Origin of the sequence: Streptomyces sp. NPDC059201, assembly GCF_042754585.1 — a bacterium.
In the GTDB taxonomy this organism is placed as follows: domain Bacteria; phylum Actinomycetota; class Actinomycetes; order Streptomycetales; family Streptomycetaceae; genus Streptomyces.
Genome location: NZ_JBHZBB010000004.1, coordinates 41680 through 57084, shown reverse-complemented (window position 1 = coordinate 57084; position 15405 = coordinate 41680). Strand labels below are relative to the sequence as shown.

Here is a 15405-nt window from a genome sequence, read left to right as displayed (position 1 = left end):
GCTTCAGTTGCGGCGCAGCCGGAACCGTGACAGTACGGTCATCCAGGCGTGCTCAGGCCGTCACCGGATGGATCCGCCGGGCCTCGACGCGCGCGCTGTGCGTCCCGTACAGGGTGATCGAGACGACGCCGAGCACCGCCACCAGACCGATCGTGACCGTCCCCGCCCAGCCGCCCGCGTGGAAGGCGATCGCGCCGAGCGTGCCGCCCGCGCTGGAGCCCAGGTAGTACGCGGACTGGTAGAGCGCCGACGCCTGCGCCCGGCCCGTTTTCGCCGTCCGGCTCACCGAGGAGGACGCCACCGCGTGGCCCGCGAAGAAGCCGGCCGTGATGAGGACCAGGCCCGCGAGGACCGCGCCGAGCGTGTCGGCGAGCGAGAGCAGCAGGCCCGCCGTGGTGGTGGAGACCGCCAGGTAGAGCGCCCCGCGCCGGCCGAGCCGCCCGACGAGCCTGCCGGCCGCCGCCGAGGAGACCGTACCCACCAGGTAGACCAGGAAGATCGAGCCGATCACGCCCTGCGGCAGCGAGAACGGGGCCTCCGTCAGCCGGTAGCCGATCACCGTGTACACGGCGCCGAAGACCGTCATGAACAGCGCGCCGATCCCGTACAGACGGAGCAGCAGCGGGTCCGCCAGGTGCCCCCGCACGGTGGCGGCGAGCGCCTTCGGGTCCAGGGAGCCGGGGGTGAAGTGCCGTGCCTTCGGGAGCAGCGCCCGGAAGGCGAGCGCGCACACCAGGGAGGTCAGGCCGACGGCGGCCAGACCCGCCCGCCAGCCCCACATCTGCGCCACCCAGCCGGTCACGATGCGGCCGCTCATGCCGCCGACCGAGTTGCCCGCGACGAAGAGGCCGATCGCGCCGATCAGCGCCCGGGGGCGTACCTCCTCGGCCAGGTACGCCATCGCCGAGGCCGGCAGTCCGGCCAGCGCCGCGCCCTGGAGCGCCCGGAGCGCGATCAGGACCTCCAGGTTGGGCGCGAAGGGCACCAGGAGCGCCACGCCGACCGCGACGGTGAGGGAGGCGGTCATCATCGTGCGCCGGCCGAAGCGCTCCGACAGGGCGCTGAGCGGCAGCACGCACAGGGCGAGCGCGCCGGTCGCGGCGGAGACGGTCCAGGAGGCGGCCGAGGCGGTGGCGCCGAACTCGGCGGAGATCGCCGGGAGGAGGGCCTGGGTGGAGTAGAGGAGGGCGAAGGCTGCCAGGCCGGCGGCGAAGAGCGCGAGGCTCATCCGGCGGTGGCCGGGGGCGCCCGGGGCGAGGCGGGTGTCGGCGGACGCGGGTGTGGCGTCCGCCTTGGTACTGGCGGAAGGCATGCCACGAACGTAGGACCGTCCGCTTCATGCGTCCAATGCACGGATCTGCTGTAATCGTTCCCGTGCTGCATGAGTACAGGTCACAGCCTCGGCTGTCACCGAACAGTAACGAAGAAGACATGGGACCGCTGCTCGCGCCGCGGCTCGCGTACTTCGCCGCGGTCGCCCGGCACGAGCACGTGACCAGGGCCGCGGCCGAGATGGGCGTGCCGCAGTCGACGCTGTCGCGGGCGATGGTCCGGCTCGAAGCGGACCTCGGGGTCGCGCTGTTCGCCCGGCGCGGCCGGACGGTGGCGCTCACCCCGGCGGGCCGCCGCTTCCTGACCGCCGCCGAGCGGGCGCTGGCCGAGGTCGAGCGGGCCGCCGACACCGTACGGGCCGACGCCGACCCCACGGCCGGGCGGGTCGCCTTCGGCTTCCTGCACACCATGGGCTCGGAGACCGTACCGGCGCTGATCCGGGCCTTCCGGGTCGACCACCCGAAGGTCCGCTTCACCCTCGTCCAGAACTACGGCGAGGCGATGATCGAACGGCTCCGCGCGGGCGAGCTCGACCTCTGTCTGACCTCGCCGGTGCCGGACGCCCCCGACCTGGTCGGCCGCCGTCTCGACGAGCAGCGGCTGCGGCTGGTCGTCCCCGACGACCACCGGCTGGCCGGCCGCCGCCGCATCCGGCTCGCCGAGGCCGCCGAGGAGACCTTCGTGACCCTCGAACCGGGGTACGGGCTCCGCCGCATCACCGACGACCTGTGCGCGGAGGCCGGCTTCACGCCCCGGGTCGCCTTCGAGGGCGAGGAGGCCGAGACCCTGCGCGGCCTGGTCGCGGCCGGGCTCGGGGTGGCGCTGCTGCCGCCGCCGGCCGTGGCCCGACCCGGGGTCGTCGAGCTGACGGTCACCGCCCCGCGCGCGGTCCGCGAGATCGGCGTCGCCTGGCTCGACGGCCACCCGGACACCGCCCCGGTGGCCGCCTTCAAGAAGTTCCTGCTGAGCCGGCGCGGCCACCTCCTCCCGAAGGAGTCCCGGCCGCCGCAGGAGGACTCAGCGCCGGCGTGACCCGGCGCCGAACCCCGCCGCCAGCGGCATCCGCAGGCCGATCGGCGGCGGGGCCGCCATCGCGTCCGTCAGGGGCCGGGTGACGGGCCGGGCGAAGAGCGCGCCGAGTACGAAGTCGGCGGCGAGCGCCCGCACCTCGTCGGCGTACTGGCGCAGCCCGTGCCCGTCCGTGTGCACCTCGAAGCGGCAGGTCTCGCGGTTCGCCTTCTTGGCGCGGGCCGCGAAGCGGAAGGACAGCTCGGGGTCGGTCGTGGCGTCGTTGGTGCCGTGCACGATGAGCACCCGCCGCCCCACCAGCTGCCGCACGGGCTCGGGCTCGGCGGCCACGTCGTCCTCGGGCAGCCAGGGCGCGAGCGCGAGGACCGCGCCGACCGCCGGGTGCCCGGCGGCCCGCAGCGCCGCCCGCGCGCCCATCCCGTGGCCGACCAGGCAGACCGGGACGTCGCCGTAGCGCCGTACCGCCTCGCCGATCGCCCAGGAGGCGTCCGCCGCGAGCTCCGCGTCGGTGCCGTTCCAGCCGCGCCCCCGGTAGCGCACCACCTGGGCGACGAGCCCCTCCGACTGTCCCGCGCGGGCGAGTTCGCGCCCCAGCGGGAGCGCGGAGGCGTGTGCCCGGGCCGAGGCCCGGCGCCCGGACACGGGCTCGCCGTCCGGCAGGAGCAGCGCCACGCCGCCCACCGCCGCCACGGACCGTGAAACCCCGACAGGCCGACCGAGCCGGGGTCTCCGGCCGTCGGCGGTCCCCACGAGTGCGTACTGCGCCATGACAGAACAGTCTCAGAAGCGGAGGTGTACGGCAGTCGTACGCGCGGTCTCTGTTACGTATCGTCCGGGGAGCGAACTCCCGTGCGGTCTACGCGCGTTCGAAGAGGTGGACGGTGGAGACGGCGGTGAAGCCCCGGCGGGCGTACCAGGTGTGCGGCCAGTCGGCGGTGTCGGCCGTCAGGAAGCGCAGCCCGCAGCCCGCCGCGTCCGCGAGGTGCAGCGCCGTGTCGAGGACCCGCCCGGCGTGCCCGTTCCCCCGGTGCTCCGCCGCCGCGACCAGGTCCTCCACCTGCCCGATCCCGCTCTCCGGGTCGAGGTAGAGGTCGGCCCAGGCGGCCACCTCGCCGTCCTCGGTGTACGAGGCGAGGAAGCGGACCTCCGGGGCGCCGCGCAGCCGGGCCGCCCGCCGCTCCACGAGGTGCTCGATCACCTCGTCCGGCACCTCCGGGAGGAAGCCGCCAGGAGGCGGCGACCGGCGCGCGCAGCGCCTCCAGGCCCACCTCCCGGGCCCCGCCGTGCGCGGGCACGGGACCGGTGTGCCGCATGACGTACGTGCCTCCGGCCGTGTACCCGGCCCGCTCCAGCGGCCCCCGGCAGCCGGCGGCGACCTCCCCGTCGAGCACGTACAGGAGCCGGAAGGGGAGGTGCCCGAGGAGCGCGTCGAGCCGCCCGGGCAGGGCCTCCGGGTCGGTCGGGCCGGTGACCAGTGCGTGGTTGCTGCCGCGCGAGTGCGCGTAGGTGTCGTCGAGCGCGGCGAAGCCGCCCGGGAAGTCGGCCGTGCGGGCGGCCTGTCGGCGGTGGAAGTCGACGAGGAAGCGGTGGACGCGGGGCAGTTCGGTGGCGTACGAGGTCGGGGTCATGGGCCGAGGCTAGGCAGACGGGCCCCGGCGGCGCACCGGAAAAAGACTTCCGGACCCGGCGCCACAGGGGGCATTCTACGCGCGTAGGGGCTAGAGTGCGGCAATGACGAGCCCGACATCCCACGTCCCCACCGCGGACCAGATCCGCCGTGCCCCGAAGGTGCTGCTCCACGACCACCTCGACGGCGGACTGCGCCCCGGCACGATCATCGAACTCGCCCGGGAACAGGGCTACTCGAAGCTGCCCGAGACCGAACCCGACAAGCTCGGCGTCTGGTTCCGCGAGGCCGCCGACTCCGGTTCCCTGGAGCGCTACCTGGAGACCTTCGCGCACACCTGCGCCGTGATGCAGACCCGCGAGGCGCTCTTCCGCGTCGCCGCCGAGTGCGCCGTCGACCTCGCCGAGGACGGCGTCGTCTACGCCGAGGTGCGGTACGCCCCCGAGCAGCACCTGGAGGCCGGGCTGACCCTGGAGGAGGTCGTCGAGGCGGTCAACGAGGGCTTCCGCGAGGGCGAGCGGCGGGCCCGCGCCGCCGGGCACCGGATCCGGGTCGGCGCCCTCCTCACCGCCATGCGCCACGCGGCCCGCGCCCTGGAGATCGCCGAGCTCGCCAACCGCTACCGCGACGACGGCGTCGTCGGCTTCGACATCGCGGGCGCCGAGGCCGGCTACCCGCCCACCCGCCACCTCGACGCCTTCGAGTACCTCAAGCGGGAGAACAACCACTTCACCATCCACGCGGGCGAGGCGTTCGGCCTCCCGTCGATCTGGCAGGCGCTCCAGTGGTGCGGCGCCGACCGGCTCGGCCACGGCGTCCGGATCATCGACGACATCGAGGTCGCCGGCGACGGCACGGTGAGCCTCGGCCGGCTCGCCGCCTACGTCCGCGACAAGCGGATCCCGCTGGAGATGTGCCCCACCTCCAACCTCCAGACCGGCGCCGCCGCCTCGTACGCCGAGCACCCCATCGGACTGCTCCGCAAGCTCCACTTCCGGGCGACGGTGAACACCGACAACCGGCTGATGAGCGGCACCAGCATGAGCCGGGAATTCGAGCTCCTGGTCGACACCTTCGATTACACGCTCGACGACATCCAGTGGTTCACCGTCAATGCGATGAAATCAGCGTTCATTCCTTTCGATGAACGACTGGCCATGATCAACGACGTGATCAAGCCCGGATATGCCGAACTGAAATCCGAGTGGCTTTTCCGACAGACCGCCACGACCAGCGCGTCTTCCGGCCACGAGGGCTGAGAAGGGCCACACGGAAGGACACGGAGCCGCCGGGGAGCACGACACCCGGCGGCTTTCCGGTGTTTGCGGACCGGAGTCGGGGCGGTTAGTTTGCGGAGCTGCTCTGCATATCCGGATTCCCCTGTTCCGGATCTGTTTTCCTGATGTCCCGAAGCTCAGCCCCCAAGCCCAAGGAAGATTTTCAGATGAAGCAGTCTGCCGCCAAGAAGCTCGGTGTCGCCGCCCTCGGCGCCGCATTCGCCGCTGCCGCCGCCGGCACGGCCTCCGCGGCCCCGCTCCCGGCACCGCTCGACGGCGCCGACGCGCTGGGCTCCGTGACCCAGCTCGCCCCCCTGGGCGACGGCCTCACCACGCTGCCCGACGGCGCCGGCGAGTCCCTCGCCGCCGGCCAGGGCGCCCTCGGCCAGGGCCTCGACCAGGGCGTCAAGACCCTCCCCGGGGCGGCCGGCCAGGCCACCCAGAACCTGCCGACCGACGCCGCCACCGGCGCCCTCGGCGCCACCCCGCTCGGCGGCCTGCTCGGCGGCCTCCCGCTCGGCGCCGGCGGCCTGCCGATCGGCTGACCGCACCACCCCACGCCGAAGGGGCGCGGACCGGGCTTCCCCGGGTCCGCGCCCCTTCGGCGTGCTGGGTGCCGCCGCGGCTACCAGGCGGCCGCCTTCGTCCGCGACTCGCTCGGCAGCAGCAGCCACAGCGCCGCGTAGAGCAGGAACTGCGGACCGGGCAGCAGGCACGAGGCCAGGAAGATCACCCGCATCGTCAGGGCGGAGGTGCCGAAGCGCCGGGCGAGCGCCGCGCACACACCGCCGAGCATCCGGCCTTCGCGGGGGCGGACAAGTGCGGCCATGGTGGGCTCCTTCGTCGGTTCCGGGCGGCCGCTCCTCCGGGCCTCCCGATGACTCCATGGTGCCTCCGCGCCCACCCCTTCGACGTCGGCCTACCGGGCGATCGGAACCCTGGGAATCCTCGGGGTACGACCCTGATCCGCCTCGTTCCCCATCAGGACCCGACCCTGACCCCGGCCCCGCCCCTGGCCCTTCGCGGACGCCCGACGGCGCCGCATCCGCGCCCGCGCCGCCGGCACCACCAGAAGATGCGCCAGCGCCACCCCGAGGGTGTTCAGGAGCACCGAGTCCACGTCCACGACCTGCCCCGGCACCGCCGTCTGGAGCAGCTCAAGCGCCAGCGACACCAGCGCCCCCGCCGCCGTCGTCCGGGTCAGCGACCCCCACCGCGACGCGTCGAGCCGCCCGTCGCACATCGGAAGCAGCACCCCGAGCGGGGCGAGCAGCAGCAGTCCCGCGGCGATCTGCCGGGCCGCCGCGGCGGGCCCGAGGGCCAGATCGGCCCGCAGCCCGGCCAGCGGCACCGTGTTCGGCGCGGTCACCCAGGCCACGTCCCGTGGGAGCAGTCCGACCCACGCGACGAGCAGCAGATGCGCGATCAGGAGCACGAACCCGATCACGCGGACGACCACGGCGGCGTTCCCGCCCGAACCTTGACGCTGCACGCCCCCCAAGACGCCGCCCGTGCGGGGAACGGTTCCGGTTCAGCCCGCCGGCGTCGCCGGAGCCGTCGGCGCCGCCGCCGTCGGAGGGGCCGACTCCGGCCGCTCCCGCAGCTCCGTCGTACAGCGGTAGCGCTTCGGCGGGTACGCCCCCGGGCCCGCGAGCAGCACCGTGTGCCCGCCCGCGCCCGCCGAACTCTCCGCGAAGGTGCACACCAGCTGCGACAGCGCCGCCGGCGCCAGGTCCTCCGGCTGACGGCTCAGCCGCAGCGTGCCCTCCGGGTCGCCCGGCCGGCCGCCCTCCACCGACAGCGGAGCCCGTACCGCCGTGGTGAAACCGGCCTGCCGCTCCGCCTCCGACGGGTCCGCGAGCAGCTGGGCCAGGAGCGCCGTCGCCGTCCGCACCGGGTCGCCGCTCACCTTGTCCTCCGGCTGCGGCGACCTGCGGTCCACCGGCTCCAGCTGCGAACCGCACACCAGGAACGCCCGCACCGGCACCCCGGGACCGGGCGCCGCCGCCTCCGGCACGTTGCACGGCACCCGGGACGGGGCCGCGCCCGCGTCCACCGGCACCGAGGTCGTCCTGATCCCGCACCCCGTGACCAGCACGGCCAGTGCCGCCACGGCGGCCGTACGCAGCCTCACTCGTCCTCCCCCTCGCCCTGCCGGGAACCGGTGCCCAGGGCGCGGGCGACCGCCGACGCGTCCCGGGGCAGCCGCAGCACGAACACCGCGCCGTCCACCGCGCCGTCCTCGCCCACCGAATTGGCGGCGGAGATCGTCCCGCCGTGGATCAGCGCGTTCTCCATGGCGATCGACAGACCGAGACCGGAGCCGTCGGAGCGGGGCCGCTGGGCGCTCGCCTTGTAGAAGCGGTCGAAGACGTGCGGCAGCACCTCCTCGGGGATGCCGGGACCGTGGTCCCGCACCGCGACGACCAGCTCCTCCTCCGGTTCCTCGCCCGGCCCGTCCTCGGTGCGGACCGAGACCCGCACCGGGGAGCCGCCGTGCTTCAGCGCGTTCCCGATCAGGTTCGCCAGGATCACGTCCAGCCGGCGCGGATCGAGCCGGCACACGATGCCGCGCTCCGCGTCCAGGTCCACCGCGTCCAGCCACGCCCGCGCGTCGATGCACGCGGTGATCTGGTCGGCGATGTCCACGTCGTCCAACACCAGCCGGGCGGTGCCCGCGTCGAAGCGGGTCACCTCCATCAGGTTCTCCACCAGGTTGTTCAGCCGCCGGGTCTCGCTCACCACCAGCGCCACCGCCGGGGCGATCATCGGGTCCAGGGAGTCCTGCTCGTCCTCCAGGACCTCCGTCACCGCCGTCAGCGCGGTCAGCGGGGTCCGCAGCTCGTGCGACATGTCCGCGACGAAGCGCCGGGAGGACTCCTCCCGCGCGCTCATGTCCGCCACCTTCTTCTGGAGGTTCTCCGCCGCGCTGTTGAACGTCCGCGTCAGATCGGACAGTTCGTCCGCGCCCGACACCGGCAGCCGGGTGTCCAGCTTGCCCTCGCCGAGCTGCCGGGCCGCCTCGCCGAGCCGCCGCACCGGCCGCAGCACCGTCGACGCCGCCACCTGCGCCAGCAGCACCGAACCGATCACCGCGAGACCGGTCGCGATCCCCAGCGACCAGGACAGCGAGTTGAGGTCCGCCTTCTCCGCCGCCAGCGACTTGAACATGTAACCGGCGGGCCCGCCGCCGTCGATCCGCGTCCCGCCCACCAGGTACGGCGTCCCGCCCCGCTCCGTCCGCTGCCAGAACAGGTGGTACGGATACGGGTTCGCGTCCGTCACCGGGCGCCGGGTGTCCACCGCCTCCCGCAGCGACACCGGCACGTCGGCCAGCGTGAACACGTCCGGGTCCGAGGCGCCCACGATCGGCTTCCCCACCGCCCGCTCGCCCAGCAGCAGCACCTGGTAGCCGGCGCCGCCCGCCGTCATCTCCTCGGCCGTGCGCCGCAGATCCTCCTGCGTCGGGCGCAGCGGCAGCGTCGCCGCCCGGTTCTGCATCTCCTGCCGGAAGTCGTTCAGCGCGCTGTCCTGGGTGCGCTTGAGCACCGCCTCGCGGTTCAGCCAGTACGCGATCCCCGACGCCGACACCGCCGCCGTCAGCGCCACCAGCGCGAACACCACGACGAGCCGCAGGCGCAGGCTGGACAGCCGCAGCCGGGCGAACACCCCCCTGTTCCCCTTCGTCACGCAGGGACGTCCAGCCGGTAACCGACGCCGCGCACCGTGCGGATCAGGGTCGGCGAGGACGGCACGTCCTCCACCTTCGCCCGCAGCCGCTGCACGCACGCGTCCACCAGACGCGAGTCGCCCAGGTAGTCGTGCTCCCACACCAGCCGCAGCAACTGCTGCCGGGACAGCGCCTGTCCGGGCCGCCGGCTCAGTTCGAGCAGCAGCCGCAGCTCGGTCGGGGTCAGCTGGAGGTCCATGCCGTTCTTCGTCACGGTCATCGCGGCCCGGTCGATCACCAGCGACCCGAAGGTGGCCGAATCCGTCGACTCCCGCTCGCCGCGCCGCAGCACCGCCCGGATCCGGGCGTCGAGCACCCGCCCCTGCACCGGCTTCACCACGTAGTCGTCGGCGCCCGACTCCAGGCCCACGACGACGTCGATGTCATCGCTGCGCGCGGTGAGCAGGATGATCGGGAGCTGGTCGGTGCGGCGGATCCGCCGGCACACCTCGAACCCGTCGATGCCGGGCAGCATCACGTCCAGCACGATCAGGTCGGGCCGCTGCTCCTTGAGCAGCAGCAGGCCGTCCTCGCCCGACGCGGCGGTGGCCACCCGGTGGCCCTGCCGGGACAGGGAGAGTTCGAGGGCCGTGCGGATGGCGTCGTCGTCCTCGATCAGCAGCAGAAAAGGCACGGAGGTCATTCTGGCTCATGAGCCGTCCGAGTTCGACCGCCCGGAGGCGCGCTTCCGTCGCCGTCCCTGTGACACGTCTGTGACAGTCGGCGGACAACGCCATGAAGTCCGCCGGGCAAGCTTCTTGGCACACGGACCGAAACACACACTCCGAACGACGGGGGGCGCGAGATGAACACACTGCACGGCACCACCTCCAGCGCAGTTGTCACGCGTCTCCACGACGTCGTGCGGAGCACCGAGAAGTCCGGCGGTGTGGCGAACGGACGGGGGTGCGTTCGTACCGTCGGGCGTCAGCGCAAGGCGCCGTACATGGTCGCCGTCGCTGACGGGGGAGCGGTGTACGGGGAGGCCACGGGGGAGCGTTCCTGTTCGGAGGCCGAGTTCACGGCCTACGTCCAGGAGCGCCGGGCCTCCCTGTACGCCACCGCCTACCACCTGACCGGTGACCGTTTCGAGGCCGAGGACCTGCTCCAGAGCGCGCTGTTCTCCACGTACCGCGCCTGGGACCGGATCAGCGACAAGGCCGCCGTCGGCGGCTACCTGCGCCGCACGATGACCAATCTGCACATCAGCGCCTGGCGCCGGCGCAAGGTCAACGAGTACCCGACCGAGGAGCTGCCGGAGACGGTCGGCGAGACGGACGCGATGCGCGGCACCGAGCTGCGCGCGGTGCTGTGGCAGGCCCTGGCCCGCCTGCCCGAGCTCCAGCGGACCATGCTGGTGCTGCGCTACTACGAGGGCCGGACCGATCCGGAGATCGCGGAGATCCTGGACATCAGCGTCGGCACGGTGAAGTCGAGCATCTGGCGGTCGCTGCGGCGGCTGCGCGAGGACGAGGTGCTGAGCTTCGGCCGTGACGAGGAGGAGTCCTTCGGCGAGCTGGTCGCCTAGGGATACGGGGGGACACGGGGGAAGCACCACGGGGGAGGGCTCCAGGGGGGATCTGGAGCCCACGGGGGAAACAGCGAAGCGGGTCGTACGAGTCCGGGGGGTCTCGTAGGGCCCGCTTCGTGCGTGGTGCGGGTGCGTGCGCGGGGCGCCTCAGCGGCTCGCGGGGGTGCGGTGGCGGCCCGCCGCGGCGGCGGCCAGGCGGCCCAGGGCCTCCGGCTTCGCGCAGGGGTGGGCGCCCAGGGCGGTCTGGCGGATGACGATGGCGCGCTCGGCGCGCATCAGGCGCCAGCCGCGGCGCAGCAGCATCGGGACCGACTTGCGGCCCTCCCGCAGGTCGCGCAGGAGCCGGCGGCGGAAGGTGGTGGACGGGCGGCCGCGCAGGCAGAGCGCGTCGGCCAGCACGTCGAGCTCCCGGCAGCGGGTCACGATCTCGGCGGCGAAGATGCCCTCGGCGATGAAGAGCGGGGTCCGCTCGATGTCGAGGCGGTCGCTGCCGGTGCGGGAGCTGGTGGCGATGTCGTACACGGGCACCTCGGTCCGGCCCGTACGGCACAGCTCGACGATCGCGGCGACGGCGGCGTCCGCGTCCCAGGAGCGCGGGGAGTCCCAGTCGGTGTCGCTGCCGCCGTCGACGAGGGGGAGCGACGGGTCGCCCGCCTCCTTGTAGAAGTCGTCGAGGCGCAGGACCGGGAGGCCGGTGACGGCGGCGAGGGACGACTTGCCGGAGCCGGAGGGGCCCGCGAGCAGGACGACCCGGGTCGGGATCGGTTGGGAACTCACGGAACACCAGTGTGAGGCATTACCCCGTCCAGGGGACCACCGAGGAGGGCCGTTGGTATCGAGCATCACACCTCCACTACTGTCGGTGGCCGCCCGCTCACCCCTCGGAAGGACCCTCATGGCGCGTCACGCAGAGCCGAAGACCCCCCGCCGCGGCTTCCTGTTCCAGGCCGGTCTCGGCGTCACCGCGGCCGGTGCCGCCGTGTTCGGCGCGGCGGCCGCGGCCCAGGCGGCGCCGGGTGCCGCCGTGCCGCTGCCGGTGGACTCGCTGACCCGCACGGACGCCGCCGCGGCCGGCGCGGGCGCCCTGTCCGGCGTCACGCACGGGCTCGGCCCGCTGACGAGGCTCCAGCTCGACCCGCTGGCCAACACCGGCGTCGACCCGCTGGCCAACGGCATCGGCACCCAGATCGCCGACTTCAAGCCGATCGGCACGGACCTCGTCACCGGCGACGTCGCGAAGGGCGGCGCGGTCGCCGACCTGCCGGTGGCCGGACCGCTGACCCAGAAGCTGCTTCCGTAACGCGGGCATGCCGAAGGCCCCCGGGCAGTGCTGCTGCCCGGGGGCCGTCCCGTATGCCGGGGGGCTAGTACGAGGAGCCGGAGGCGCCCAGCGAGCCCGTGGGGTGCCAGACGGTCTTCGTCTCCAGGAAGGCCGTCATGCGGTCCGTGCCGGGGGACTCGGCGAAGTCCTCGGTACGGGGGCGCAGGACGCGCTTCAGGTTCTCGGCGGCCGCGATCTCCAGCTCCTTGGCCAGGGCGGCGTCGGCGCCCGTCAGGTCGATCGCGTTGACGTCCAGGTGGGCCGCGAGGTGCGGGCCCATCTCGGCGGCCTTGCCGGAGAGGATGTTGACCACGCCGCCGGGGAGGTCGGAGGTGGCCAGGACCTCGCCCAGGGAGAGGGCGGGGAGCGGGGCCTTCTCGGAGGCGATGACGACGGCCGTGTTGCCCGTCGCGATGACCGGGGCGATCACCGAGACCAGGCCCAGGAAGGACGACTCCTGGGGGGCGAGCACGGTGACGACGCCGGTCGGCTCCGGGGTGGAGAGGTTGAAGTAGGGGCCGGCGACCGGGTTGGCGCCGCCGACGACCTGGGCGATCTTGTCGGTCCAGCCCGCGTACCAGACCCAGCGGTCGATCGCCGCGTCGACCTGCGCCGCCGCCTTCGACTTCGACAGGCCCTCGGCGTCCGCGACCTCGCGGACGAACTGGTCCCGGCGGCCCTCCAGCATCTCGGCGACGCGGTAGAGGATCTGACCGCGCAGGTAGGCGGTCGCGCCCGCCCAGCCGCCCTGCGCCTTGCGCGCGGCGACGACCGCGTCACGGGCGTCCTTGCGGGAGGAGAGGGGGGCGTTCGCCAGCCAGTTGCCCTTGGAGTCGCTCACCTCGTACACCCGGCCGCTCTCGGAGCGGGGGAACTTGCCCCCGACGTACAGCTTGTAGGTCTTGAAGACGCTCAGACGGTTCTGCTCGGTCTTATCGGACATCGAGGTACGCCTCCAGGCCGTGGCGACCGCCCTCGCGGCCGAAGCCCGACTCCTTGTAGCCGCCGAAGGGCGAGGTCGGGTCGAACTTGTTGAACGTGTTGGCCCAGACGACACCGGCGCGGAGCTTGTTCGCGACCGCGAGGATGCGGGAGCCCTTCTCCGTCCAGATGCCGGCGGAGAGGCCATACTGGCTGTTGTTGGCCTTGGCGACGGCCTCGTCCGGGGTGCGGAAGGTCAGCACCGACAGGACCGGGCCGAAGACCTCGTCACGGGCGATGGTGTGCGCCTGGGTGACGCCCGTGAAGAGCGTCGGGGCGAACCAGTAGCCGGCCTCCGGGAGGTCGCAGGCGGCGGTCCAGCGCTCGGCGCCCTCCGCCTCGCCCCGCTCGACCAGGGAGGTGATCCGGGAGAGCTGCTCCTCGGAGTTGATGGCGCCGATGTCGGTGTTCTTGTCGAGCGGGTCGCCGAGGCGGAGCGTCGACAGGCGGCGCTTGAGCGAGTCGAGCAGCTCGTCCTGGATCGACTCCTGGACCAGCAGGCGGGAGCCCGCGCAGCAGACCTGGCCCTGGTTGAAGAAGATGCCGTTGACGATGCCCTCGACGGCCTGGTCGAGGGGGGCGTCGTCGAAGACGATGTTGGCGCCCTTGCCGCCCAGCTCCAGGGTGAGCTTCTTGTCGCTGCCGGCGACCGTGCGGGCGATCTGCCGGCCGACGGCGGTCGAGCCGGTGAAGGCGACCTTGTTCACGTCGGGGTGCGCGACCAGGGCGGCGCCGGCGTCCCCGTACCCGGGGAGGATGTTGACGACGCCCTTGGGCAGGCCCGCCTGGCGGCAGATGTCCGCGAAGAACAGGGCGGAGAGCGGGGTGGTCTCGGCGGGCTTCAGGACGACCGTGTTGCCGGTCGCGAGCGCCGGGGCGATCTTCCACGCCAGCATCAGCAGCGGGAAGTTCCACGGGATGACCTGGCCGGCCACGCCCAGCGGGCGCGGGTCCGCGCCGTAGCCCGCGTGGTCGAGCTTGTCGGCCCAGCCCGCGTAGTAGAAGAAGTGGGCGGCGACCAGGGGGAGGTCCGCGTCGCGGGTCTCCTTGATCGGCTTGCCGTTGTCCAGGGTCTCCAGGACGGCCAGCTCGCGGGAGCGCTCCTGGATGATCCGGGCGATCCGGAAGAGGTACTTGGCGCGCTCGGAGCCGGGCAGCGCGGACCACTTCTCGAAGGCCCTGCGGGCGGCCTTGACCGCGCGGTCCACGTCCGCCTCGCCCGCCTGGGCGATCTCGGAGAGGACCTCCTCGGTGGAAGGGGAGACGGTTTTGAAGACCTTGCCGTCGGCCGCGTCGGTGAACTCGCCGTCGATGAACAGGCCGTAGTTCGGTGCGATGTCGACGACCGCGCGCGACTCGGGCGCGGGGGCGTACTCGAAGGGGGAGGTCATGTCGATCAGTCCACCGTCACGTAATCGGGGCCGGAGTAGTGGCCGGTCGCCATCTTCTGGCGCTGCATCAGCAGGTCGTTGAGCAGGCTGGAGGCGCCGAAGCGGAACCAGTGGTTGTCCAGCCAGTCCGCGCCGGCCGTCTCGTTGACCAGCACCAGGAACTTGATGGCTTCCTTGGTGTTGCGGATGCCGCCGGCGGGCTTCACGCCGATCTGTACACCGGTCTGGGCGCGGAAGTCGCGCACCGCCTCCAGCATGAGCAGGGTGTTGGCCGGGGTGGCGTTGACCGCGACCTTGCCGGTCGAGGTCTTGATGAAGTCGGCGCCGGCCATCATGCCGAGCCAGGAGGCGCGGCGGATGTTGTCGTACGTGGACAGCTCGCCGGTCTCGAAGATCACTTTCAGCCGGGCGCGGTCGCCGCACTCGGCCCTGATGGCGGCGATCTGGTCGTAGACCTCCAGGTAGCGGCCGGCGAGGAAGGCGCCACGGTCGATGACCATGTCGATCTCGTCCGCTCCGGCGGCGATGGCGTCGGCGGTGTCGGCCAGCTTCACGGGGAGGGCGGCGCGGCCCGCCGGGAAGGCGGTGGCGACCGAGGCGACCTTGACGCCGGAGCCCGCGAGGGCGGCCTTGGCGGTGGCCACCATGTCGGGGTAGACGCAGACGGCGGCGGTCGTCGGGGTCGTGCGGTCGGTCGGGTCGGGGTGGACGGCCTTCGCGGCGAGGGCCCGGACCTTGCCCGGGGTGTCCGCGCCTTCGAGCGTGGTCAGGTCGATCATGGAGATGGCCAGGTCGATGGCGTACGCCTTGGACGTGGTCTTGATCGAGCGGGTGCCGAGGGACGCGGCGCGCGCCTCCAGGCCCACGGCGTCGACGCCGGGCAGCCCGTGGAGGAAGCGGCGCAGCGTGCTCTCGGACGCGGTCACGTCGGCGAAAGCGGCTGCTGCGGATGCATGGGTGGGCATGGTCACCAGTCGAGCATATCTACGCGCGTAGCGACCTGTACAGGGGAGGGCGTCAGAGGAGGCCGAGGTCACGGGCGCGGGACGGCGTGGTGCGGGGGTGGTCTGGGGGCGGTGCCGGGGTGTGGGGCAGGGGCGTACGCGGGGGTGTGAAGGGTGGAGCGCGAAAGGTCCGTCGGGGTGGGTGACGGCTGTCACAGGCTCGTGACATGGAGTGGACCGAT

At 73.1% G+C, this 15405-nt stretch carries 17 protein-coding genes; 5 read left to right on the top strand and 12 right to left on the bottom strand.

The genetic code is table 11. The features are described 5' to 3' along the window. Positions 1-52 precede the first annotated feature (52 nt). Positions 53-1312 (bottom strand): MFS transporter, encoded by a 1260-nt coding sequence (locus ACFXMG_RS14580; protein WP_383829639.1) that lies wholly within the window; start codon positions 1310-1312, stop codon positions 53-55. A 119-nt stretch (positions 1313-1431) separates the two neighbouring features. On the opposite strand from ACFXMG_RS14580, the gene ACFXMG_RS14575 reads away from it, so the two are divergent. Further along, positions 1432-2364: a LysR family transcriptional regulator gene (locus ACFXMG_RS14575; RefSeq protein WP_383829636.1), complete on the top strand. Its 933-nt coding sequence runs from the start codon at positions 1432-1434 to the stop codon at positions 2362-2364. On the opposite strand, the gene ACFXMG_RS14570 is transcribed toward ACFXMG_RS14575, so the two are convergent. Beyond that, positions 2350-3129 (bottom strand): alpha/beta hydrolase, encoded by a 780-nt coding sequence (locus ACFXMG_RS14570; RefSeq protein ID WP_383829633.1) that lies wholly within the window; start codon positions 3127-3129, stop codon positions 2350-2352. The genes ACFXMG_RS14575 and ACFXMG_RS14570 overlap by 15 nt on opposite strands. An 88-nt stretch (positions 3130-3217) precedes the next feature. Then, positions 3218-3571 (bottom strand): GNAT family N-acetyltransferase, encoded by a 354-nt coding sequence (locus ACFXMG_RS14565; protein ID WP_384119710.1) that lies wholly within the window; start codon positions 3569-3571, stop codon positions 3218-3220. A 521-nt stretch (positions 3572-4092) separates the two neighbouring features. Between ACFXMG_RS14565 and ACFXMG_RS14560 the strand changes: the two genes are divergently transcribed. Together ACFXMG_RS14560 and ACFXMG_RS14555 are read left to right on the top strand one after the other, a co-directional pair. Continuing rightward, positions 4093-5247, top strand: coding sequence for an adenosine deaminase (locus ACFXMG_RS14560; protein WP_383829626.1), 1155 nt, complete (start codon positions 4093-4095; stop codon positions 5245-5247). A gap of 185 nt (positions 5248-5432) precedes the next feature. Beyond that, a complete protein-coding gene (locus tag ACFXMG_RS14555) occupies positions 5433-5810 on the top strand; it encodes a hypothetical protein (protein ID WP_383829623.1) in 378 nt (125 codons plus the stop codon). Positions 5811-5890: 80 nt separating this feature from the next. Here the strand turns inward: ACFXMG_RS14555 and ACFXMG_RS14550 are convergent, their stop codons facing one another. The 5 genes from ACFXMG_RS14550 to afsQ1 all read right to left on the bottom strand — a co-directional run bounded on the left by ACFXMG_RS14550 (position 5891) and on the right by afsQ1 (position 9629). After that, entirely contained in the window at positions 5891-6094 is a 204-nt protein-coding gene (locus tag ACFXMG_RS14550) for a PspC domain-containing protein (protein WP_383829107.1), read from the bottom strand. Positions 6095-6184: 90 nt separating this feature from the next. Next, positions 6185-6757: a VanZ family protein gene (locus ACFXMG_RS14545; protein WP_383829105.1), complete on the bottom strand. Its 573-nt coding sequence runs from the start codon at positions 6755-6757 to the stop codon at positions 6185-6187. A 39-nt stretch (positions 6758-6796) separates the two neighbouring features. Then, complete coding sequence (locus ACFXMG_RS14540) at positions 6797-7399, bottom strand: hypothetical protein (RefSeq protein ID WP_383829103.1); 603 nt, start codon at positions 7397-7399, stop codon at positions 6797-6799. Then, entirely contained in the window at positions 7396-8955 is a 1560-nt protein-coding gene (locus ACFXMG_RS14535) for an ATP-binding protein (RefSeq protein ID WP_383829101.1), read from the bottom strand. Before ACFXMG_RS14535 ends, ACFXMG_RS14540 begins: the two co-directional genes overlap by 4 nt. Beyond that, positions 8952-9629 (bottom strand): two-component system response regulator AfsQ1, encoded by a 678-nt coding sequence (gene afsQ1 / locus ACFXMG_RS14530; RefSeq protein ID WP_383829099.1) that lies wholly within the window; start codon positions 9627-9629, stop codon positions 8952-8954. The genes ACFXMG_RS14535 and afsQ1 overlap by 4 nt, the downstream gene beginning before the upstream one ends. 171 nt (positions 9630-9800) lie before the next feature. Here afsQ1 and ACFXMG_RS14525 point away from each other — a divergent pair, with 171 nt between their 5' ends. Further along, complete coding sequence (locus ACFXMG_RS14525) at positions 9801-10523, top strand: SigE family RNA polymerase sigma factor (RefSeq protein ID WP_383829097.1); 723 nt, start codon at positions 9801-9803, stop codon at positions 10521-10523. Positions 10524-10673: 150 nt separating this feature from the next. Here ACFXMG_RS14525 and ACFXMG_RS14520 read toward each other — a convergent pair whose 3' ends face one another. Continuing rightward, positions 10674-11369: an ATP-binding protein gene (locus tag ACFXMG_RS14520; RefSeq protein WP_383829095.1), complete on the bottom strand. Its 696-nt coding sequence runs from the start codon at positions 11367-11369 to the stop codon at positions 10674-10676. A gap of 52 nt (positions 11370-11421) precedes the next feature. Here ACFXMG_RS14520 and ACFXMG_RS14515 point away from each other — a divergent pair, with 52 nt between their 5' ends. Then, entirely contained in the window at positions 11422-11826 is a 405-nt protein-coding gene (locus ACFXMG_RS14515; RefSeq protein WP_383829093.1) for a hypothetical protein, read from the top strand. 64 nt (positions 11827-11890) lie between these two features. Here ACFXMG_RS14515 and ACFXMG_RS14510 read toward each other — a convergent pair whose 3' ends face one another. Genes ACFXMG_RS14510 through deoC form a run of 3 tightly spaced genes read right to left on the bottom strand, consistent with a single transcriptional unit; the run spans position 11891 to position 15184 of the window. Further along, positions 11891-12790 (bottom strand): aldehyde dehydrogenase family protein, encoded by a 900-nt coding sequence (locus ACFXMG_RS14510; RefSeq protein ID WP_383829091.1) that lies wholly within the window; start codon positions 12788-12790, stop codon positions 11891-11893. Beyond that, positions 12780-14219 (bottom strand): aldehyde dehydrogenase family protein, encoded by a 1440-nt coding sequence (locus ACFXMG_RS14505; protein ID WP_383829089.1) that lies wholly within the window; start codon positions 14217-14219, stop codon positions 12780-12782. Before ACFXMG_RS14505 ends, ACFXMG_RS14510 begins: the two co-directional genes overlap by 11 nt. Positions 14220-14224: 5 nt before the next feature. Then, positions 14225-15184: a deoxyribose-phosphate aldolase gene (deoC, locus tag ACFXMG_RS14500; RefSeq protein ID WP_383829111.1), complete on the bottom strand. Its 960-nt coding sequence runs from the start codon at positions 15182-15184 to the stop codon at positions 14225-14227. Positions 15185-15405 lie beyond the last annotated feature (221 nt).